Source organism: Leptospira congkakensis (assembly GCF_004770265.1).
GTDB classification, from domain to species: domain Bacteria; phylum Spirochaetota; class Leptospiria; order Leptospirales; family Leptospiraceae; genus Leptospira_A; species Leptospira_A congkakensis.
Window position 1 is genome coordinate 15,325 of record NZ_RQGQ01000022.1, and the last position, 23,200, is coordinate 38,524.

The 23,200-nt window shown below is 37.4% G+C and carries 17 protein-coding genes and 1 riboswitch; of the genes, 11 read left to right on the forward strand and 6 right to left on the reverse strand.

The window, feature by feature from the left end; genetic code table 11:
• Nucleotides 1-90: 90 nt before the first annotated feature.
• Both EHQ70_RS18155 and EHQ70_RS18160 read left to right on the forward strand, forming a co-directional pair.
• A complete protein-coding gene (locus EHQ70_RS18155) occupies nucleotides 91-1,464 on the forward strand; it encodes an outer membrane beta-barrel protein (RefSeq protein WP_135588839.1) in 1,374 nt (457 codons plus the stop codon).
• A 58-nt stretch (nucleotides 1,465-1,522) separates the two neighbouring features.
• Nucleotides 1,523-1,948, forward strand: coding sequence for a hypothetical protein (locus EHQ70_RS18160; RefSeq protein WP_135588841.1), 426 nt, complete (start codon nucleotides 1,523-1,525; stop codon nucleotides 1,946-1,948).
• Nucleotides 1,949-2,007: 59 nt separating this feature from the next.
• On the opposite strand, the gene EHQ70_RS18165 is transcribed toward EHQ70_RS18160, so the two are convergent.
• Nucleotides 2,008-2,565, reverse strand: a complete 558-nt coding sequence (locus EHQ70_RS18165) for a hypothetical protein (protein WP_135588843.1) — start codon at nucleotides 2,563-2,565, stop codon at nucleotides 2,008-2,010.
• A 401-nt stretch (nucleotides 2,566-2,966) separates the two neighbouring features.
• Here EHQ70_RS18165 and EHQ70_RS18170 point away from each other — a divergent pair, with 401 nt between their 5' ends.
• The 5 genes from EHQ70_RS18170 to EHQ70_RS18190 all read left to right on the forward strand — a co-directional run bounded on the left by EHQ70_RS18170 (nucleotide 2,967) and on the right by EHQ70_RS18190 (nucleotide 10,271).
• Entirely contained in the window at nucleotides 2,967-5,009 is a 2,043-nt protein-coding gene (locus tag EHQ70_RS18170) for a methyl-accepting chemotaxis protein (RefSeq protein ID WP_135588845.1), read from the forward strand.
• A gap of 170 nt (nucleotides 5,010-5,179) precedes the next feature.
• Nucleotides 5,180-7,222, forward strand: coding sequence for a methyl-accepting chemotaxis protein (locus EHQ70_RS18175; RefSeq protein WP_135588847.1), 2,043 nt, complete (start codon nucleotides 5,180-5,182; stop codon nucleotides 7,220-7,222).
• A 268-nt stretch (nucleotides 7,223-7,490) separates the two neighbouring features.
• Nucleotides 7,491-8,417 (forward strand): cytochrome-c peroxidase, encoded by a 927-nt coding sequence (locus tag EHQ70_RS18180; protein WP_244288409.1) that lies wholly within the window; start codon nucleotides 7,491-7,493, stop codon nucleotides 8,415-8,417.
• A 4-nt stretch (nucleotides 8,418-8,421) separates the two neighbouring features.
• A riboswitch (cobalamin riboswitch) is annotated at nucleotides 8,422-8,573 on the forward strand.
• Nucleotides 8,574-8,778: 205 nt separating this feature from the next.
• Complete coding sequence (locus EHQ70_RS18185; RefSeq protein WP_135588851.1) at nucleotides 8,779-9,360, forward strand: hypothetical protein; 582 nt, start codon at nucleotides 8,779-8,781, stop codon at nucleotides 9,358-9,360.
• A gap of 53 nt (nucleotides 9,361-9,413) precedes the next feature.
• Nucleotides 9,414-10,271, forward strand: a complete 858-nt coding sequence (locus tag EHQ70_RS18190) for an LIC_13355 family lipoprotein (protein WP_135588853.1) — start codon at nucleotides 9,414-9,416, stop codon at nucleotides 10,269-10,271.
• Between the two features lie 169 nt (nucleotides 10,272-10,440).
• Here the strand turns inward: EHQ70_RS18190 and secA are convergent, their stop codons facing one another.
• From secA to EHQ70_RS18205, 3 genes are read right to left on the reverse strand one after another with little or no spacing between them, the layout of a single operon-like run.
• Nucleotides 10,441-13,197, reverse strand: coding sequence for a preprotein translocase subunit SecA (secA, locus tag EHQ70_RS18195; RefSeq protein WP_135588855.1), 2,757 nt, complete (start codon nucleotides 13,195-13,197; stop codon nucleotides 10,441-10,443).
• A gap of 10 nt (nucleotides 13,198-13,207) precedes the next feature.
• Complete coding sequence (locus EHQ70_RS18200; RefSeq protein ID WP_135588857.1) at nucleotides 13,208-13,897, reverse strand: type 1 glutamine amidotransferase; 690 nt, start codon at nucleotides 13,895-13,897, stop codon at nucleotides 13,208-13,210.
• Entirely contained in the window at nucleotides 13,894-14,475 is a 582-nt protein-coding gene (locus EHQ70_RS18205; protein ID WP_244288410.1) for a hypothetical protein, read from the reverse strand. The genes EHQ70_RS18200 and EHQ70_RS18205 overlap by 4 nt, the downstream gene beginning before the upstream one ends.
• Before the next feature lie 147 nt (nucleotides 14,476-14,622).
• Here EHQ70_RS18205 and EHQ70_RS18210 point away from each other — a divergent pair, with 147 nt between their 5' ends.
• Both EHQ70_RS18210 and EHQ70_RS18215 read left to right on the forward strand, forming a co-directional pair.
• Nucleotides 14,623-15,102, forward strand: a complete 480-nt coding sequence (locus tag EHQ70_RS18210; protein WP_100735070.1) for a DNA primase — start codon at nucleotides 14,623-14,625, stop codon at nucleotides 15,100-15,102.
• Nucleotides 15,103-15,378: 276 nt separating this feature from the next.
• Nucleotides 15,379-16,533, forward strand: a complete 1,155-nt coding sequence (locus tag EHQ70_RS18215) for a 6-hydroxymethylpterin diphosphokinase MptE-like protein (RefSeq protein ID WP_244288411.1) — start codon at nucleotides 15,379-15,381, stop codon at nucleotides 16,531-16,533.
• On the opposite strand, the gene EHQ70_RS18220 is transcribed toward EHQ70_RS18215, so the two are convergent.
• Nucleotides 16,530-16,742 (reverse strand): hypothetical protein, encoded by a 213-nt coding sequence (locus EHQ70_RS18220; protein ID WP_244288412.1) that lies wholly within the window; start codon nucleotides 16,740-16,742, stop codon nucleotides 16,530-16,532. The genes EHQ70_RS18215 and EHQ70_RS18220 overlap by 4 nt on opposite strands.
• Before the next feature lie 101 nt (nucleotides 16,743-16,843).
• Here EHQ70_RS18220 and EHQ70_RS18225 point away from each other — a divergent pair, with 101 nt between their 5' ends.
• Both EHQ70_RS18225 and EHQ70_RS18230 read left to right on the forward strand, forming a co-directional pair.
• On the forward strand, nucleotides 16,844-18,316 hold the full coding sequence (locus EHQ70_RS18225) for an HDOD domain-containing protein (RefSeq protein WP_135588865.1): 1,473 nt from the start codon (nucleotides 16,844-16,846) through the stop codon (nucleotides 18,314-18,316).
• The gene (locus EHQ70_RS18230) at nucleotides 18,309-19,091 is read left to right on the forward strand and encodes an ABC transporter ATP-binding protein (protein WP_135588867.1); all 783 of its coding nucleotides are present in this window, start codon (nucleotides 18,309-18,311) and stop codon (nucleotides 19,089-19,091) included. The genes EHQ70_RS18225 and EHQ70_RS18230 overlap by 8 nt, the downstream gene beginning before the upstream one ends.
• A 128-nt stretch (nucleotides 19,092-19,219) precedes the next feature.
• Here EHQ70_RS18230 and EHQ70_RS18235 read toward each other — a convergent pair whose 3' ends face one another.
• On the reverse strand, nucleotides 19,220-22,951 hold the full coding sequence (locus tag EHQ70_RS18235; protein ID WP_135588869.1) for a Cna protein B-type domain protein: 3,732 nt from the start codon (nucleotides 22,949-22,951) through the stop codon (nucleotides 19,220-19,222).
• Nucleotides 22,952-23,200: the final 249 nt, after the last annotated feature.

Genomic DNA, 23,200 nt, shown 5'->3' on the forward strand with positions numbered 1-23,200 from the left:
CTGTTTCTATTTTTTCTTCCTTTAGCCGAGAAAAGATCCGCCAACCTGGTACACAACTTGCACAACAAGTTCACATAGGAGAAATGGCAAATGAGAAATAAATATAATCTTCTCGCAACTTCGGTTGCCCTGCTCGTTTCAAGTTCACTCTTTGCTCAAGGCGAGACAAAAGAAAAATCTTGGTACGATAAGATCAACGTTTCCGGTTACGTAGATGTGTTCTATATGTATACTGCAAACAACGTGGAAGGAGCAAAACGTGATGCTTCAGGAACTTTCAACACGCAAAACAAACAATTCGGTGTCTCAGCTGCAGCACTTGATTTGCAGAAACTTGCGGACAAAGATAGTCCTTGGGGATTTAGAACTGTTTTCCAAAACGGTCAAAACAACGTTTATCAAGAAGCACCTTATAACCAAACAAATAGTACTGTGAACATGAACATGCTCCAACAAGCATACGTTTCATTCTACTTCCCAGTATTAAAAGGTTTGACTGTTGATATGGGTAAGATGGCCACGCACATTGGTTATGAACTTTTGGAAACAAAAGATAACCCTGTTTATACGATTGGTTACATATTCTTTAACACAATCCCGTTCATCAACACAGGTGCTAGAGCAAACTTAGCAGTTTCGGATAAATTGAACTTAGGTTTTTATCTATACAATAGTGTGGGTGGAACTGGTTCAGATATAACTGCGTATAACAATGCAAACGTGTCTACTTACCGGGACGGTGTTAACAAAAATAAAGCTGTGGGAACGCAAGTTTCTTACGACATTATTTCTGATAAACTTAAAGTAACATGGAACACACTGTATGGCGTGGACGTAACTTACGCAAGACCATCCAATGCTGACTACTGGATGAACGAAGTGTATGGAACTCCTATCAACGCAAAACGTGCTAGTTACCAAAACGATTATTGGCTAATTAACAACGTAATTGTTAACTTTACTCCAAACGACAAAACTCTTATCTCATTTGACTATACTCAAGGAGATAAAAGCGGTGCGGCGGCTACTTTGAACGATCCTACAACTCAAGTTGATGTTGATGGAAACAAGTTCTCTTTAACTCGTGATGACAGTAATGCAAAAAGAACTTACAAAACATATGGTTTGTGGTTCCGATATAAGTTTACTGACAAATGGGCTCTTGCAGGTCGTTACGAAAGAATTGATGATTCCAAAAACGGTGGTCCACTTGGTGTTAGTAACAACACTGCAGGAAGACATGACCTTCAATACATGGGTAGCCTTGGATACAACAACACAAAGTATTACCTAGGAAGCGCTCAAACGTTTACAATCACACCTACTTACTATTATGGAGACAACATTATCATCAAAGTTGACTTCAGAAGAGACCAAGCAAAAGGTCAAGTTTTCACTGACGAAAAAGGGCAACCTCAAACGTATCAACACGGTGTAACTTTAGGCGTTGTTGCAACATTCTAAGGAAAAGGAGAATATTAAAAATATGAAATCCATCAAATTAAAATCCGGATTCGTCTCCATGGCAATGATATTGACTGTAACTGCGATGTCATTTGTAAGCTGTGCTGAGTCTTCTACGAAAAAGAACGAAAACACAACTCTTCTTACTTACCTTGTGACAAATCCGCACATCCCAGTTGGTGCACAAGCGGATTGTGTTGGTTCGGTAATGTTAATCAATTCTTGTGTTGGTTCAAAAATACAAATTGACGCTGGAGCAAACTGTTCCCTTGTCACTATTGCAGATAACCAAACAATTGGAGCTGATTACAGTGTTATCAAAACAAATGTAGCAAAACAATACAATACATTGAAATGTAACATAGCAGAAAACAAATATGCTTCTGCTACTGCAGCAGTTGATGCTTTCAAAGACGCATTAACTTTTACTTCAAATGTTGATGCAACTTCAAAAGTAGTTTTTTCAGCACCAACATACTACTAAGTTTGTTGGTTTGAATCTAAACTTGAATTTAGATAGAGTGGGAAACCCCCACTCTTTTTTTATTTCTCTTCCAGATGGTCTGAACCCTTTTGTTCATTTTGATTCTTCTTTGAATCCTTTAACCATTTTCCCCAACTAAAACCTTGTGATCTTACGCTTGCTGGTTTTACTACAGTTACTGTTCGAACCATGTTACGTTTAAAGAAAACATAAATTTCTTCATCAGGTTCTGCTCCTGGCTCATAAATCGAAATCGGGCGAGTGTAAACCAATACCTCTCCATCACCACTGTAAGTAATGTGATCTGGTTCTCCCAAATATTCCTTAACAAAAATTCGAGTTTGTTTGTATAGTTTTTGTAACATTACCTCTCTGATCTTTAAACCATTGTAACCTTCTTCGGTCAGAGCGTCTCGTTGGGCTTTTCTTTTGTCTTCTTCTGTTTTTAGATCATTTTCAGATTTAGAAAGAAGTTGATTACACTTCGACTCATCTTTAAAAGTTTCCATACAGTTCTCAAACAAAACTTGTTTGTTCTGAATGATACGTTCTTCGGAAGAAGAACATTGAGATAAGGAAAGGATCATAACTGCTGGAATGAGGATAGAGTTTTTCATTTTTCTATGTTATACTTAGACTCAAAATCTTCCAAGCAATATGTAAAATTCTTTGGAAATTTCTAAGTATACTTGTTCTATCTATTTCTCATACTTTATTTACTGTTTTCGGATTTGACACTGAATCTAAAAACGATACTTCTTTCCGATGATGCTAAAATGAAAACAAACTAATCAAAGAGCTTAAAAGCCAGGAAATCCATGGAACCAAAGTCGGGGAATTTTTCCATTTTACTCCAGAATTGCGAAACCTAGGAGAATTCCGAATTGTGTCCACCCCAAATGAAAACTGATGGGTTTGAAAAATTCTAAAAAATTTCCACTCCCCTATTTTTGTAATTTCAATTTCGAAAAAAAGCCCATAATTCAATCCGGCCATCACAGAGAACGGGAGAATTCAAATGTCAAAATTCTATTCTAATCTAACAATACGTTTACGATTGTTTCTTCTTCCCTTACCTATTTTTGTATTTTTATTAGTTCTCTTAGTATTATTCGTTCGAATGCAAAATGAAAATATCGAATTTACCAGTAAGGAACTAAAAGGAATTCAGATCATCAAACCTGTTTATGTTGTATTCCAAGAAGGATTAAAACGCCTAAAAATTGGTCAGGAACAAACAAATACATTAAAACCTTTGATAGACAAAGGATCAAAGGAAATCATTCTTTCTGAAGTATTGGCAGAGGATACAATTGAAATTACTAAATGGAAATCTTATTTAAAATACGAAAGTTTTGATCAAAAAACAAGTTTGAATTTTCTATCCGACACACAAGAATTGGCAATCAAAATCGGCGACCATTCTCATCTAATTTTGGATCCCGAACTAGAATCCTACTATCAAATGGAGATTATTTTATTCCAAATACCTGAACTTTGGAAAAATGTAGCTCTACTCAAAGAAGTGATTAGAGATGAATATTTAAGTTCTAATCAAAATCAAAAAAATTTCACCAACACTACTTTCACAAAAGCAGTTATTTCAATCAATGCAATCGAAACTGTTTGTGCAAACATAAACAAATCAAACAAAAAAAGTCTAGAGAATGCACCAAAACATGCAGAGAAAATTGGACAAACTGTTATAAAGACCACCAATGCATGTAAATCATATATAGATGAATTAAAAAATATTTTTCTAAAAGAAAACACTAAACCAACATCAGCCGAAACTTTATTTACAACTATCCATAAAGGTACAGCTATCGGTGCAGAGATTCAAAGTTCCTCCATTTTAATTTTAGAGAATTTAATTCAAGAACGACTAACAGAACAAAAATTACAACGTATGACGAATATCATTATCGTGATTGTAACTTTAAGTTTATCGATACTATTAATTCTTACGATTTTCAGTAGTATCAACAATCCTCTCAAAAAAGTTTTATTAAAAATTAACGAATTGTCCAGCGGTGATGCTGATCTGACGAAACAACTACCTGAATTTGGTAACAACGAAATTGGAGAGATTACGGCATCAATCAACGAATTCTTAAAAAAGTTAAATCAAATTATGAGTCAATTGAAACATTCAGTAAAGGAGGTAGAAAAAGTATCCAATCAACTCAAAGAAGATGCCCTCTCTGTTTCGGATAACGCATCTGGTTTAGCATCTACTTCAGAAGAATCAGCGGCCTCATTGGAAGAACTTTCATCTTCTTTTGATATTATGTTTGGGTCTATTTCCGATGAAACAAAAAACATTTTTAAAATTGCAGAAGAGATCAAAAACATTGAAGATTCTATCAGTAGCATAGAAAAAGAACTTTTACAACTATCCGAAGAATCAATTGCCTCTACCAATCTTGCTGATATGGGAAATCAATCCATTCGTAGTACAGATTCATCCATGGTAGAAATTCGGTCTGTGACAGATGAAATTACCGGTATCGTTGACTTAATCACTGATATTTCAGAGCAAACCAATTTACTTGCTCTAAATGCAAGTATTGAAGCAGCTCGTGCAGGTGACGCTGGGAGAGGATTTGCCGTAGTTGCAGAAGAGATATCGAAGTTAGCCGATAAAACACAAATTTCTGTTAAAAATATAAAGAACCTCATCGAAAAAAGTAATCATGCTGTTAATAACGGAGTGAGTCATGTGAACGAAACGGTAAATTCATTAAGTAAAATCGTAGGACAATCAAATCGAATCCAAATAGGAGTTGGAAAAGTAAAAAATGAAATGTCTTCTCAATCAAATAGTTTGGCAAATGTTTCCCATGAAGTTAAAGAATTAAAAATATTAGCCGAATCAATCGAATCATCTTGCCAAGAACAAAAACGTACCTCGGAGGATATGGTAGTCAGCGTCAATACACTCTCAGGAAATGCCCAAGAGCTTGCTCAAAGTTCAGAAGATTTAAACCGAGTGAGTATTACCATTAGTGAAGTAGCAATTTCTATTTCAAATATTGCAGACTCATTCCGCACGAACTAACTTTTAGTATTTATAAGTTATATTTACAAATGATAAGGTATCAAATTTCTTTTTGATTTTTTATACCTTACGTTCCTATAAAAAAATAAATGATTGATTAATTGGCTGTTAATAGTCGTTAGAAGTTAAGTAGATTTTTTTAATCTACTCCTTGCGAGATATACAGTTCTATGTCAAAATTTCTTTCTAAGTTTTCTATACAGAGCAGACTTCTGCTTCTACCCATCCCTTTAATTGTATCGCTTTTAATCATTCTGCTTATTTTAGTACGGTCACTCAACGGTACGATTGAATTTGCGAAAAAAGAACATCTAGGAATCCAAGCAATCAAACCAATTTATTCTATTTATCGAGAAGGATTAAAACGATTCAAAATTGGTGAGGAAAACACAAAGGAACTTTTACCTCTGTTAGAATCTGCAAAATCACAAATAAAAAGTACTGAATTATTGGAACCAGAAACTAAAGAACTAATTGCTTGGAACCAATACGATCAACTAGAAAGTTTTGATCAACCCACTACAAGAAATTTCTTAAACGATACCCAAGAGTTAGCCTTGAAGGTGGGTGACTTCTCGAATCTAATCCTAGATCCAGAAGTGAATTCATATTATCAAATGGAAATTACCTTCTTTAGAGTTCCCGAAATTTTAAAAAACATAGGAGTGCTGAATGAAATCATTCGAGATGAATACCAAAATTCAGCCCAAAATGGCAGTCAATATTCAAGTGTAAGTTATACAAAAGCGCTTATCTCAATTAACTTCATAGAATCAACATGCAAAGAAATACAGAAGTCTCATAAAAAATCGATTGAAGATGAATCACCATATGTAGAAGACCTAAAGAAAATATCTTTAGAATCAAAAAAATCTTGTGAAAACTTTTTATTAGAATTAAAAAAAACATTCATACAATCAAATACAAAACCAAAAACATCCGAAGAACTGTTTTTAATACTTGAAAGAGGTACAAAAGTAGTCGGGGATATTCAGAACAATTCAATTGCCGTTCTTGAGAAATTGGTTAACGACCGAATCCAAATATTATCGTTTCAAAGAAACATCAACATAAGTTTAGTTTTTGTTTCATTACTAATTTCGACAATATTTGTTATTTTTATCTTTCGAAGCATCAAATACCCTTTGATCACTGTCCTTTCTAAAGTAAACGAACTTTCTAGTGGTGAAGCTGACTTAACAAAAACTCTTCCCAACTTTGGTTCGAATGAAATCGGAAATATAACAAACTCTATCAATCTTTTTCTGAATAATCTAAATCATATCATGAATCAATTGAAAATTTCTGTGAGTGATTCAGAAAAAGTATCTTACAAATTAAAAGAAGATGCTATATCGGTTTCTGACAATGCTTCTTCTTTAGCTTCTATCTCGGAAGAGTCTGCTGCATCACTGGAAGAACTTACTACTTCTTTTGAAATCATGTTTCAATTCATTACAAACGAAACAAAAAATATTATCAAAATTACAGAAGAAATGAAAACAATTGAAAGTTCAATTTTTAATATAGAGAAAGCACTATTACAATTAACAGATCAATCCATAAACTCTACAAATTTAGCCAATTTAGGAAATACTTCCATTCAAAACACAAACCAAGCAATGTCAGAGATTCATATTGTTACAAAAGAAATCACAGGCATTGTTGATTTAATCACCGATATCTCAGAAAGGACTAACTTACTCGCGTTAAACGCAAGTATTGAAGCGGCTCGTGCAGGTGACGCCGGTATGGGTTTTGCAGTAGTAGCAGAAGAAATATCCAAGTTAGCTGACAAAACACAATTTTCTGTTAAGAACATCAAAAGACTGATTGATAAAAGTAATTCCGTAGTGGATATCGGTGCAAACTATGTTCATGAAACGGTGAATGCACTTAGTGAAATCGTAGAACAATCGAAAAGAATGCAAAATAGTGTAGACGGCTTAAAAGAAGAAATGACTACGCAAACAAATAGTTTAATCAATGTTACAACCGAATTAAACGGCCTACAGGAAATGGCAGAAACCATTGAGTTTTCGAGTCGAGAACAGAAAAAAGCATCTGAAGATATGGTAAATACAATCAATACTCTTTCCGGAAATGCCCAAGAGCTTGCAAACAACTCAGAAGATCTAAACCAAGTCAGCCAAAAGATAGGAGAAATTGCAGGAACCATTGCGATCGTAACCAACTCTTTCCATACAAAATAATCAATTTTGCGATTTGAGTTTATGAAATTCGTACGTCATTTGTTGAAATTTTACTAAACTCTTAAAACCAAATCCAAAAATAGAATTGATGGATTAAGGTTCCATTCCTTGTTTGGTTCCTATGTTCTTATCTTTGTCAGATTTTTTCACAAGTTTACATACAAAAAAAATTATTATTATAATATTTAGCTTAATTTTCGTTAGCTGTTCTTTAAACCCAAGCCAAGAAAAAATTAACCCAAACATTGATACTTGGATTAGTTTATATTTGATTACAAATTTTTCCTACGCATCGGAATTACAAACATCTGCTAGAGAAAAAATTGGAATTCTACCAAATTCTGTTCCTGGCTCTGAATCTGATAATGCCACTTTGATTAGTTTAGGTAACAAACTTTTTAGAGATAACAAACTTTCTTCGAATCATGTCCAATCTTGTTTAACTTGTCATCCCATTGATGGAAATGCAGCTGGGATGGATCGCCAATCCACTTCACGAGGAACATTTGGACAACAAGGAAAAAGAAATACTCCTACGATACTCAATGTTGGTTTTTTGCCGATTATTTTTTGGGATGGCAGACGGAGTACATTGTACGAACAAGCTATTGATCCATTTGTAAATCCACTTGAAATGTCTTTGCCATCGGAAACAGAACTATTAACAAGAATCCAAAATGACTCCAGTTACACTTCTTTTTTTGCAAATGCTTTCCCCGAATCGCCGGCTCCGAGTATCCATTCCATTCGATTAGGACTCGTGGCTTTCGAAAGGTCCCTAGTATCAAAATCTAGATTCGATGATTTTTTAGAATCAAATGTTTTTGCTTTAAAGGCTGAAGAATTAGAAGGATTAAAAATATTTTTAGATGTGGGATGTACAAATTGTCACAAACAAAATCTTCTAGGTGGGTCTCAATTTACAAAATTAGATACAGTACATTCTTACAATACAAATGATTTAGGCAGATTTGAATTTACCAATAATCCAGAAGATAAATTTTTCTTTAAGGTTCCACCTCTACGTAACGTAACCCTGACAGCACCTTACTTTCATGATGGTAGTGTTTCCACTATCAAAGAAGCAGTTCGCCGTATGAACCATTACAATCTGAACCGTATAATTAATGATTCAGAGATTGACTTACTTGTTTCTTTTTTAAGAACCTTGTCAGACAAAACAAAGACAAACTAAATGTATTGACAAAAAATATGGAGGTAGGGACTGTGGCATTACCTTTAGGGAGGAAACAGGTGAAAGTCCTGTGCTGACCCGCAACTGTGATGCATACACATAGCTTAAGCTATGTTAGATGATAAGCCAGATCTTCCCCGCAATTTTTTCTCGTGGATTGGGAACTTTGCACACTTACACACTTCTGTTCTAACAACAGATTTTGTAAAGGGGCCCCGAAGGTAAACTCGGGGCACCGTATGGAAAAAACACTACTTACATATCTATCTATAGATTTTAAGATTTCTCGTCTTTTGACGTGGATAAACCTATTTCCTGTCCGCGTTCCCCTAAATTCAAATCAAGATTTAGGAGAATCTAAATGAAAACTACACTAAAACTAACACTCGTAATGCTGTTTGCACTTTTAGTCACAGCATGTGCAGATAATGGTAAAGTAAACAAATCGGAAGCTGACAATAATTTAGTATTAGGATTATTGAAAACAGCAGAGGCTTCTGCAAAAGAAGCTGGTCAAATTGAAATTAGAGGAACATACTTTCAAGCTAGTTGTTCTGCAGGAACATGTAACACTCCTGGCTCTAATACAGTTTCTATCCAATCCAATTTCGGAACTACAACAGGTTATTTGTATGTTGATTATGTAAATGGTGCAGGGACTTCAACATATCGAGTCAACGCTGAAATCGTGGAATTTAGCAACACAGATCGAGTGCTTTATTATAAACCAAAAAACAATGCAAACATTTCGGCCTTAATTTGGACAATTACTGCTGACAATGAAATTTTAATTTGTGATGTATTTAACGGCAAACCAACATTAGCTGAAACAAAAACAGATTTATCTTCAAGAAAAGCTTCTGGTACTGTTTATACTACAAATCCCAAAGCAGCAGGTTGTAATGGATCATTTGCATTTAATTTCTTAACTAAAACTTTTTAATATCAAAAACTTTGCCTTTATTCAATTGGATAAAGGCAAACAGGAGAAAATTCGTGGGTCAGTTTCAAATAAAATCTATTCTATTATTATTCTTAATCACTTTGACTTTTCTGCAATGTTCTGAGAAGGAAAAAAATAATGACCTCTTGTTGCCATTATTAGCTCTACCACTAACAAACTCTTCTTCTGTGGGTCCATGCCCGCCAACTACCCTCCCAACATCGATTCCCATTGCAAATACAGTTGTCTCTGCCAATTCCAATGTGAGTGGATTCAACAACTCATCTAAAGCAATCAATGGCATTTGTGGTGGTGGAGAGTTTTCTGGATCTTTAGATGTTTATGCATTAAATTTAACAGGAGCTGGTGCAACCATCGTTTTATCATGGGCAGGAAAAACAGTAAAGAACGTTACTGGAATTGATTTTATAGTTTATGAAAACCCCTTTAAGGTTTCAGATACTAGCGATCGATATGCATTTGATCCAATGGTAGTCCACGTTTCTTTTGACGGTACAAACTACTGTGGTTTCGATCTCAGTGGTTTTAATCCAAGTGTAGCCGATAGTAATAAAATTTCTTCTTGGCCTGGATTTGGTGGTCTTCGACCGGTTCTTTACAATATGGCCACCAAACAATTTAGCTTAGATGAATTGTTTACATCCACAGGAAGTGGATTTTTGTTAGGTGGTGGTGATGGCTTCAATCTTGATGATTTAATCGTTGGTGGACCCGGTGCCAATTGTGATGCGGCCGCTCGTACCAATATCCAAAACAATGGATTTAAATTTATAAAAATGACTTCTGCCTCGGCGGTTATCAATCCAAATACAGGATCAGGATATGTATACCCTCACTCATATACCAATGGATCGGATATCGATGGGGTGGTTGCTAAATCCGTTGAATGATTGAGAGAACTTTTAGTTTAAACAGCTAAGAGATTGATTTTAAAATCAAAAAATTTAAAATTTAGAATCAAATGAATAACAAACGAATTCAAACAATCCAACTCCTTACCTAAGGAGAAAACCTTCTCATCAGAGTTGGATTGTTTTTCTATACAGAAGTAAGTTTTTCTTACTTCTTTCTACGACTAGATTTTCTTTCTGATCCACCACCAGAACTAGTTGTGGATGATACTTGAGCTTTAGTTTTGTTGGATTTCACTTCATTCCCAAACATATCCACTTCCGCTCTTTGTTCTTCACCAATTTTTTTGTATTCTTTTGGTGATGATTCATCTTGATTACGATCTGAGTCAGTAACTTCAATTTTTAATAGGAAGGAAACCACTTCATTTTTAAGACTTTCGACCAACTGATCAAACATCTTAAATCCTTGTAGTTTATATTCAATCAAAGGATTTTTTTCACCGTAACCAACAGTCCAAATTCCTTCTTTCAAATGATCCATTGCATACAAATGTTCTTTCCATCTATGATCCAGAATGTCTAAAAATACATTTCTTTCGATCGATCTCCAAACATCTTCGCCAATGGAAGAAACTTTGAATTCATACAAATCTTTTACAAGTTTGGAAACAATCTCAAATACTTTCAATTGAGGATTCGATTCCTTTTTAAATTGTTTTGCATCAATAGTTTCTGTGATTCCTAAACTTTGTAACCACTCATTTAGTGATTCAGTTTCCCAAGCATCAACATTATTCCCTTCGCAATAAACAATTACTTGGTTCTCAACAACTTCATCAAAAAAATCTGCGATGGTTCGCGACATGTTACCTTTGTCTAAAAGTTCATTACGAATTCCGTAGATATAAATCCTTTGACGATTCATCACATCATCATACTCTAACAAGTGTTTTCTGATGTCAAAGTTATGGCCTTCAACGCGTTTCTGAGCACGAGCGATGGCATTGGATACCATATTATGTTCTAACTCTTGGCCTTCTGGCATCTTGAGTGTATCCATAATACGAGCAATTCGATCGGATCCAAAAATTCGCATCAAATCATCTTGGAGGGATAAATAAAACCTCGAAGAACCTGGGTCACCTTGTCTACCAGACCGACCACGGAGCTGGTTATCAATCCGACGTGACTCATGTCGTTCCGAACCAATGATATGTAACCCACCAGCACCAATCACGAAGTCATGATCTACTTTCCATTTTTTGGCTTCTGTTAGAATTTTGTTACATTCTTTTTTGATATTATCGTTTCTAATTTCAGATATTTTTGATTCAGCATCTTCAAACTTCTGTTTGATCAGATACTCACGAAAACTATAAATAACTTCTAGTTCTGCTTTGGCTTTAATTCCAGAGGATTCACTAAGTTCATCTAACTTTTCCAAATCATCTTTGTATTTAGGTGCACCACCAAGAACGATATCGGTTCCACGACCTGCCATGTTCGTAGCAATCGTAATGGCACCAGGACGACCCGCATTGGCAACAATTTCAGATTCTCTCTCATGTTGTTTTGCATTTAATACATTATGTGCAATCCCATGTGAAGTTAAAAGTTTAGACAACACTTCCGATTTTTCAATGGAAATTGTTCCCACTAATACCGGTTGCTTTTTAGCTACTTTTTCTTGAATGTCTTTAACTACAGCATCAAACTTTTCACGTTCTGTTTTATAAACACGGTCAGCCATATCCAAACGTTGGATCTTTACATTAGAAGGAATGACTATCACATCTAAATTGTAGATTTTTTTGAATTCTTCCGCTTCCGTATCCGCAGTTCCCGTCATACCAGCTAACTTTTTATAGATACGGAAATAGTTTTGGAAAGTAATGGATGCAAGTGTTTGCGATTCACGCGCAATCGGAACACCTTCTTTTGCTTCCAAAGATTGGTGTAAACCATCCGAGTAACGGCGACCTTTCATCAAACGACCAGTGAACTCATCAACAATAATGACTTCCCCGCCTTGAACCACATAGTCCTTATCTTTATAAAAAATCTTATGAGCTTTTAAAGCTTGTTGTACGTGGTGAACGAGTTCAATATTTTCTGCTTGGTATAAGTTATCAACACCTAACAGTTCCTCTACGTGATGAACTCCTGCTTCCGACAAAATTACATTTTTTGCTTTTTCATCGATTTCATAGTCCTCACCTTCAATGAGTTTTGGGATGATTCTATCAACTTTCAGATATTTGTCTGTGGATTCTTCGGCTGGGCCAGAAATGATAAGCGGAGTTCTCGCTTCATCCACTAAAATTGAATCCACCTCATCCACGATCGCAAAGTTATGTTGTCTTTGTACGCGATGTTCTTTATAACTTACCATGTTATCACGAAGGTAATCAAAACCGAACTCGTTGTTGGTTCCATAAGTAATATCAGAATTATAAGCTATTTTTCTTTCTTCATGATCCATATCATGTTGAATGACACCAACAGAAACTTTCAAAAATTCATACACAGGGCGCATCCAATTTGCATCCCGTTTCGCCAAATAGTCGTTTACTGTAACAACATGAACACCTTCGTCAGAAAGTGAATTTAGGTAAATAGGTAACGTAGAAGTTAACGTTTTACCTTCACCAGTTTTCATTTCAGAAATGTTTCCCCAATGTAAGGAAATACCACCCATCATCTGCACGTCAAAATGACGCATACCCAAAGTTCTATAAGCCACTTCACGAACTGTTGCGAATGCTTCAGGTAAAACATCATCTAAAGTTTCTCCAGAGGCCAACCTTTCTTTAAACTTTTTCGTTTGATGAGACAACGTTTCGTCATCCATTGCTTTGATTGTCGGCTCAAAAGAATTGATAGCATCTACAATAGGATTCAGTCTTTTCAAATCCCTTTCATACTTACTGCCGAATAAAATTGTTAATATTTTTTGAAACATACCGAGTCCGTTATAAATTTATAATATTTCGAAATATGGTATTAGCTGTTTCTGCCATTACCTTTTGTTTGTTAGCGATCTCAGAAAAATCACCAGTTCCTTTTGCGATAAACTCTTTATGAACTGTCTGCCAAACATTCAACATTTCTAAAGTTGGTTCCAGATGAGTCTGAAAAGCAAAAATTTTGTTTTTATAAGAAAACATTTGGTTTGCATAGAATTCACTAGCAAGTAAATGTTCTGCACCTACAGGAATGTCAAAAATATCTTCGTGAAGGTGGAATGCTAAAATTGATTCTTTATCAATCCCTTTAAAAATTGGATGTTCCTGTTTTAAAATTTGTAAGTCAGAAAATCCAGTTTCTGGACCCTTGGTCCCAGGACGAACATTGGCACCTAATGCCTTTGCAATAATTTGTGAACCCAAACAAATCCCAATTAGTTTTTTGTCTGGTAATGCAGCTACATTTGTTACGATATCATAATAAGGTTTAAAAAATTCTTGTTCTGCAGGATCGGCAACCGATTGCGGACCACCTAACATAACAATCAAATCAAAATTCAAATGAATTTCTGGCATGAGGTGAACTCGTCTATCATAAGCATTTTGATAACTGATTCGATAGCCGGCTTCCCGAAGTAAGGGTTCTAAAATTCCTGGACCTTCACAATCTATAAATCTTATGAATACTGCTCTCACAATGATTCCATTCCAAATTGGTATCGAAAAAAATTAAACTTGGCATCTTTTCGAATGACTTCAGCAGAAGCCTGTTCCGAAATTGATCCTAAAAAATTATAATACAATCGCATAGGTTTTGTGACAAACAACATTGTTTCAGGTGTTCCCGTAATCAACCCACCTTCTTTGACACGAAAAGGTGGTTTCATAAACACAATAGGAACCTGGATTTTTCTATTTTTGACTTCGATTTCCATTCGTTGTTTTGCCAACTGGTAGACTTCACCAAACGGGCGCTCGTCGGTCACATCTGGAACAATTTGATAAGGATCTACAACCATATACAAAGCTTTCGAAGGAAACTGACTTTGAATTTCGGCATGTAAAAGATTGAGTGCGGGAATCTCTTTCCAACAAGGAACACAGTCTGGTGAGTAAACATTGAGGGCTATTTCCTCTTTCCCCAATTGGGAGAAAGAAATTTCAGCACCACTTTCGGCAAGTCCGACCCAAGACTCCTCTCCAAAATAGGAGGATTTTGCCGGGGCGCAACTAATGAGACATAAACTAACAATTAAAATGAGGGAGTTCTTCATAATGCCCATATATTGGACGATCCATCCCCATGGTTTGGACAACGAGAAGGTCTGTAAAGCCCGTTTTCGAACTTTCCCTTGACATCTGACCCCCACCCCCCAGGCTGGTCTAACATTCCACTCACTTCCTCCGGGGAATCAAAAAACATGAGCCAATCACATAAAGAAGACTTCGATATCGTATCCTTAATAGAACTTTGCCGGGAAAAAAAATACGAAACTTGTGTGGCCGGTTTCAGTACGATTGACAAAATCGAAAAAATCACTCTACCTAAAAAATTAAAGAACCGTAAACTAACAGTTCAAGCATTATACGCACTTACTAACGATATGGTTCAGTGGAAATACCTTTCCTCTGAAGAAAAAGCACTCCTCCAAGCGGAAAAAGACAAACTGGCAGGTGTTACATCCACTGCAGGGACTTCCTTTGCTCCTCATGCAGAAGAAGATATCGAAGAAGACTTTATCCCTGAAGAAGAAGCACGTAAACCGGAACTGGAAGATGGTTTCGAAGACGAGTTCGGTGATGATTCTGATGATGACGACGACGATTCAGATGACGATGATGACTTCGACGACGATTCAGATGACGACTCCGATGATGCAGACGAGGATGAAGAGGACTAAGAGGTTACTCCCATTCCTCTAATCCCTCACTTTCAAAACGACCTTCTCTATAATTTTCAAACTCCCGACAATTCTTATCTACACTCGAAAGTCTCCCCTGAAAAGGAGGCTTCTCGATTTCTCACAAACCTTCGTTCCGATTCCCTTCCTGTAATCCTTGGAACTGGAGCTTTACACATTGTTCGATCCTATTTAGAAACACCAAACGACCACCAAACCATTGTTTTCTGGGAGCCTCATAATCAAATTTATGAGTTAATAGAATTCCAAACAGAAATGCAAATTTTGGAAAACTTAGCGAAATCCAAGGGATTGTTTTTGTTTTTTGTTACAGGAAAAAGTCCCAATTGGTCAAATTTAAAAGAGAAAATTAAAAATCTTCCTGGTGTTTCACTTTCTGCACAATCAAAATGGAGTTTGTACATAACACCTAGTTATGAAAGATTATTTCCTGAACTTATAAAAGACTGCCAAACAAACTTTCAATCGCAATTAAATACAACCGAGATCAATCAAAACACAATCCAACATTTTAGTAAGTTATGGACACATAATTATTTAAAAAATAGAATCGGTCTTTTTTCCAACAAAACGAGTTTCCAATGGTTCCAATCCTTTTCAGGGGAAAAAACATCTGTGTTATTTCTGGGAGCAAGTCCTGGTTTGGAATTGGATCTACCCACTATTCAAAAAGAAAGAGACAACTTTCTTATTTTTGCCAGTGACACAGCCCTCGGATACCTCTTACCAAACGGGGTGATTCCTGATTATATTGTTTCATTTGATTCTGGTCGAGGAACAACCTATCATTTTTTATTAGACCTTCCCAAATACATTCCCATCATCACTTGGTTAGGTGGAGCATCCTATATTTTTGATCTGGCAAATCCCAAAATACTAGTCAATACCGGACACCCTTTGGATCAAATTGTAGAACATTTATTTCAAACTGGTTTAGGAAAAAAATGGCCGCATTATTCCAATCCTAGTTTGAATTTACTCGGGATGGTAGAATCCATTACGGAATCGATAGAAAACAGGAAATTTTTTGTGAGCGGTGTTAGTTACTTAGCAGAACGTGGGAAGTCCCATTGTAAGGGCACAGGATACGAAAGATATTATTTACCTGACATCAGTCGGAAAAAAAGTTTAGAACTCACCACCAAACGTTTGTATTCTGGTGAACGGAAAGGAAAAAATCAAACTGCCTGGGAACAAATGAACAAAAAAGATTCTTTTTCCGGCATTCAATTTCTTTCTGAAGCCAAAGAAATCAGTTTCCCATCCATAAAGAACCAGGGACATTCTGTAAAAACATTTCAGGGTTTTCCCCCATCATTAGCAGAATTGGCAAAGTGGGCTAACCAAGACCATTCCGGCATCATCCATAGGAAAACTCTTAATACTTGGTTGCGGTTTTCACTAAGTTAAGCACCAAATAGAACCGGTATTTCTTGTAGATTCCACTCAGCGCGTTCTTTGTTTGCGGGAATTCGATCAAAAGCTTTTGTTTTTTTGGATTTCTCCTTAGGCCTTCTTTCGATATCTTCTAAAATTTTTTCTAATCTCTCCTGCATGAGTAAATGCAAATTCATTTGGTCTAACATATCCATAGTGATTTCCTCCACTGTTGATATCACTATACAAGACCCCTGGGACAAAATAGAAATCGGGTGAATAAAAAATATCTATTGCATCCAAAAGAATTTAAAATATAAGAGTGTTACGGGAAAAAGCGTTTGTGAATTTTCAAGAAATTATATCTCAATTAGAAACCGCAAAAGAATCTAGAATCAACTTTTACTTTGTTACAGAAGAACAAAATCAGGAGATATACGCATTACTTGTCCATGTAATGGGGTATATGGATAAACTTTATTTGGTAGAAGTCATCTTCACTGTCCTTAAAGAACTCCTGATGAATGCCAACAAAGCAAATGCAAAACGCGATTACTTTACCCGTGAAAATTTAGACATCCAAAACGCTGGTGACTATGCTAAGGGAATGTCCCGGTTCCAAGAAAACATCATCATGAAGTGGAACGAACAATTGGATCGGTTAGACGGCGGAAATTACTACATCAGTTTACTCATGAAGGTAGAAGGAAAGTCCATTCACTTCGCCGTAGAAAACAACGCACCCATTACAAAAGAAGAACTATCACGCATTAACCGAAGGATCGAAGTCGCAAAAAACTATAATGATCTTTCTGATGCCTTTACCGATGTTTCCGACAGTACAGAGTCTGCTGGTTTAGGGTTAGTACTCATCCAACTCCTCCTCAAAAACTCTGGAATTGGTTCTGAAAAATTCAAAATCTTTACAAACGACAAAATAACACGCGCTACATTATCTGTACCAGAAGTCACCACTCCTGTTGAAATCCAAACAGACTTAAAAACAAAACTTCTCAACGAAATTGACGGTCTTCCGCCACTCCCTCATTCTCTTACAAAAATCATTCAACTATGTAACAATCCAGATTCCGATTTACACATGATTTCGCAAGAAATCGAAAAAAATCCAGCTCTCTCTGCTGACCTATTAAAACTTTCAAACTCTGCTTTTTTTGCAAACAGAAGCCAAGTAAGTTCCATCTTACAAGCGGTGAAAGTTGTAGGACTCAAAAACTTGCGGAACCTTCTCTATGTATCCGGGGTTCGCAAAATTATGGATGGTCAATACGGCAAGATGATGGATGTTTGGGATCATTCCAGCCGTTGCAGTTATTACGCAAGGTACCTGGCCACAGAAAACAACCATACTAATAAAATTGCCGATATTATTGCCGTCAGTGCTTTGTTACACGACATCGGAAAGTTCCTTTTACTTTCTGTAGACCGAGGTTTTTTCAAAAAAATTGAAAACTACCAAAGAGGTGTCGATTCAGGAAACTCTACTCTTTTAGAAGAAATGGCAATTGGACTCAGTCACCCACAACTCGGAGCCTTACTTGCTGAAAAATGGGAATTCCCAATGGACCTTCGTGTTGCCATTGAATACCACCACAAACCTTTTTTGGCACCTCCGGAATTAAGGGACTTAGTCGAAGTCATCTATATGGCAAATATGATGGCTGATTATCATGAACAGAAAAAAGGATTCTATGCGATTGACAAAATCCTACTCGCAAAATTTAATTTAGATAATATCGATGTGTTTTCTGCTGCAGTGAATAAAATCGAACTATTATTTAAAAAATCGAATGAGTGAAGTGATCCGTTTTGAATCTGTTTCCTATGTTAGAACAGACAAAAAAATTTTAGACAATGTTAATTTTTCACTGAACCAAGGTGATTCTCTTGCCATCATAGGAAGGAACGGAGCCGGAAAAACGACTCTTATCAATTTGCTATTTGGTTATTCATGGCCCACCACTGGTTCCATTTCTGCATTTGGGGAAACTTATGGTGAAACACCAATGGCTCCTTTACAAAACCGAATTGGAATGGTGCAACCCGGGCACCAAGAAACCTTATTACAAAGACTCACCACATTTGAAATGGTACTAACCGGTGTGATCGGTACCCTTGGACTTTATAAAGACCCAACAGAATTACAAGAAAAGACCGCAGAATCACTGTTACGCTCGATAAACCTAATCCACAAAAAAGACCAAGTTTATTCCACACTTTCATCTGGGGAAAAAATGAAGGTTTTACTTTTGCGAGCTTTTGGATTAGGAAAAGAAATTTTAGTTTTAGATGAGCCAACTGCAACTTTAGACATCACTGCTAGAACCGATTTTGGAAAGTCCTTATCTCAATTAAAAGATAACAATCCCAAACTCACAAGAATTCTCATCACCCATAGGATCGAAGAAATTCCCGAAGACTTTTCCAAAATTCTTTTATTAAAGGAAGGTAAGGTAATTAGTTTTGGGAAAAAGTCAGAAGTATTGACGGACAAAAATCTTTCGGATCTTTATGATCTCGATTTACAAGTGAACGAAAAAAAAGGACAGTATTCCGTTACTGTCCTTTCCTAATTCTCAAACTAGTTTTCTTTTTATTTAAGAACAGATACTGCTCTCGTCGATTTCTTCTAGTTCTAAACTGTATCGTAGATTTCAATACAGTCTAGAACCATTAGTATTCGTGATTACTGTATTACCAACTAATTGGAATACATGGACCTTTCAATAAAGTTGGAAGCACTACAACCTGCGGTTCCCACGTCGGAGATGGATTTGTCTTGTGCGATACAGAAGATTTTCCACCAACGATTGGAATGGTTTGGTGCGATGGAATAGTTCCTCACCTCTCCCACACTTCCTTTAAAAACTCGAACATTGGCGCCAGAGATTCCCATAAGGGCCTCACCAGACCAATTGTAAATGCTGTAATAACGATTTGGTTGGCTCCAAACCGATCCTTGGAGTGTGATTGTTTCTGGACCATATCCAGTTGTGATATCGTAATCCAAACTTCCGTTACCAGTACCGAGAGGAGTTTTGTTATTCCAAACAATGCGATTGTTAGCAGAATTTCCGTATTGTAAGTGCGAATCCAAGTCACGAGGTTTCGCACCCCAAGAAAGAACCACTCGCATTTCGTTATCAGGAAGGATTGGTGTCACAAGTATGTTTTGGTTTGCCGGTGTTTCCGAACCTGCAGAAACTACTGTTCTGTAAGTAGTGGAATAGTTTTCCGAAACCGAAGTACAATCCCCTCGTTTTCCAGAACCAGAAACTTCTAAAGTATAGTTGCCTGGTGGCACAGAAGGAATCACATACGACCCGTCAGTAGATGTTTTGACAGAAGCAATTGTAACTCCATTTGCATCGATAGCATAGGCTCCCGATTTTACATTCACACCTGGTCGAATGCGGGCTGTTAGGTTACAAACTCCTGTGTTATACAATGCCGACAATGCTCGTCCAGAAATAGAACCACTGGTTTGGCTTCCTGGAACAAAGGTAATGATATCAAAGTTAGTGGTCACATCTGCTTGGATGTCTACAATTCCTTCCACAGATGCATAACCTGCTGAGACAAATCGAACTTTCCAACGACCTGCGTTGATATTGAAAATTGTGTATTGGCTAGCATTTGAGAAGACAGTTGCTCCCGTTGCAATGGAAGACGGTTGGACACCAGCAGATGGACGTAATGTCCCGCCGTTAGGATCTACAATCTCCAAAGAATACGTTCCAAGGAAAGAGAATCCGCCTGGAGTTCTAACAGAACCAGACAAATGACCACGTCCGTCGTTTGTAATGATAGGAGTGTTCACAACCACAGTTCCTCCACCAGTTCCCACTTCTACAGGGAAGTAAGTAGTGATTCCATTTTTTTCCACACGGAGTTGGTAAGAACCTGGTGAAAGGAATGGAAAACTATAACTTCCGTTTGATTGTGAAGAAACAGATCCCACTACTTGGTCGGAACCAGAATTTCTTGCGGACGAAACAGAACAATTCGGAGAATCAAAACCACCAGAACAGTCTCTGTGAACATCAGCAACAAAGTTACCACCGACCAAACGGCCGAGTGTCACGGTTGCACCACTCACATTTTGAGTGGATACAGCATCTGTCACCACACCAGTGACAGTGGCTCTTGGGCTATGCATCACAGTTCCGTTTACGTTAAACACAGCAGGAGTGGATGCATATTGGTTTGATGCTACAGTAGATGTGTCTACTCGCAAACTTGTAGAAGATAAGTAACTAGATTGGTAAGACGGTGCCACTCGATCCACAACGATGAGTTGGTAAGAACTTTGACGGAAGTTGTATTCATTACCATTAATCACATCAATGGATGCATTGCTATCATTCGCCTTGGCAACGCTAGGCGTTTGTGCCAGAGTTGTAGCAGAACCTGTCCCCAATTGGTATAAAGCATAACCGACTCGGCCGGCTTCGTCATTTGTAAAAGGAACAGGAAGGATGGTTGGTAAAGTCACTACATAAGAACTACCACCAAAACTAAATTGTCCCGCAGAAGTTGTTGTGATGTGGGCGAGACTGGAACCATCCACTGCAGTGTTTCCAAGCAAAACCACAAAAAGTCCCGATTGGTTGGTATGGACGGAGTTAGCAGAAGGAGCCGTATCGCGAATCGAAATCGTTCCAAGGATTTGCGAACGAGTGGCAATCGATGTGAGAGAAATAGTTCCCGCATTGTAGTTCACTCCATTCAAACTCACTTGGAGTGGATTGGAAGAACAAGGAGAAGGATTGGATCCACAATAGTTTTCAAATCCAGGAGCGGAAATGTAATATGACCAAAGCCCACTTGCACCAAGGAAGGATACTTCTTTGGTTGTTGGATTGACTTCATAAAGTTTGTTTCCATAAGTTTGGTATCCCCATGGGCCAGAACCTTGTACCGTCGCCAAACAAGAAGCAGTTGGATTCACAGCACAAGAACAAATAGAACCTGCTTGGTTGAGTGAACAATTGGTTCCAGCAACGGCACTCAGTGCCTCAACAATCCAAAGTTTGACCGCGTTTCCAAGTTTAGGATCATCTTTCAAATACAATAGGCGAGATGGTGCTTGGTTTGTAGATGGTCTTACGTTGATCACCGTTCCCGCAACATGGTCACCACCTGCATCTTTTACAAACCCAGTCACAAGAGAAGGTTTGGCAACGATATAGATCGGATCAGCAATGGCTACGTTTTTGGTTCCTCCAGTAGGAGAAGCCGTAAATAAAAAGGATTGAGACACTGTGTAAAAAACAGGGTTTGATACTTCTATGTAATAGACACCATTTGTCAGGTAACTTCCTTCAATGGCAAAATTTCCATTTCCAGTGATTTGAACTGTTTGTAAAATCGCACCTTGTTCATTCTTTAATTTGATTGTGAACACAGAAGTAGAGTCAGAAGGAAGTGCTCCGTTCAGGATATTTCCTGTTAAGTGGAGGTCACTTTCTGTTGCTGCCATCCATGGAAGGCTTGTTTCTCCTAAATCCACTTGCGCAACAGTATTTGGATTGGTTCCAGGGAATGTGTAATGAATGAATTCAGAGGTATTGGCAAAGGGTTGGCCAGATACTTCTACTGAATCACCTGAATATACTACCGTATAATTTCCGTTAGGAAGAGGGTTGATATTGATGACATAGGAACCGTTAGAACCAGTGACTCCGGTTCCCACAGTATTTCCGTTCGAATCAACAATAGTAACTGTGATCCCAGCAATAGGGCCTGCAGGAACGGTTACCCCGCCGCCAGAAAATCCAGGACTAGTGACCACTCCAATAAATTGAGCAGGGCCTTGTCCGTAATACAAACGTTCTGCGAGAAGATTTCCTACATTTACTAAAGTATATGGGTTTTGAGTGGGATCAAAAACAAATGAAAAGTCTTGGTAAGTATAATTGAGACCGTATCCTGTATTGATAAGGACTCGATAGCTGTTGTTAGGCAGGTCAGTTAAATCAAATTGGAATTTACCATTGGATGCAGCATAAGTGGAGGCAACGAGGGTATTTGTTTCTCCATTTGCTACTTCGATTCTAACAGAGATTAAAGTAAGATCAATACATCCAGGAGCCGCTGGGGCACCAGGGTTTCCACAAACAACGTTGGCAGGGACACCAGCCACGACAGGAACGATGGTTCCAATCACCCTTGCTGGGCCATGGGTAGCCACTTCTTGTCCGGAATTGTTGCCAGGAACTTCCTCTGGATCTGTTGGTGTCACACCATCACCAGGAGGCGGGAGAGGAACCCCGTTGGAATCGGGAGGAGTCACGACTCCATCTCTTGCATCGGATACAGCACCACCGATTCCTAACAAGAACCAGAACGGCATTGATTTCTTTTTGCGGGAACAACCCACAACCGTTAGAGATAAAAGAACGAGAACTGTTATGATTCCCCGAACACGCATAAGACTTACCCTCTATTCAAATTCGCTTTGTGGCTATACCACAGATTTTCTAATACACTTCGGGAAATACCTAAGGAATTACCAAAGTGTACCATTTGTAGTCTGTTTCCGTACACAAATCAAACCTTTTTTAGGGCTATCGGCAAAAAAATAACAAAAGTTACGATTCCTTGCCGGAAAAATCACCTCGGCAAGGAATTTCGATTGCCCTTGTTCTATCTCCTAGGGATTACTCATAGCGGAATGTGG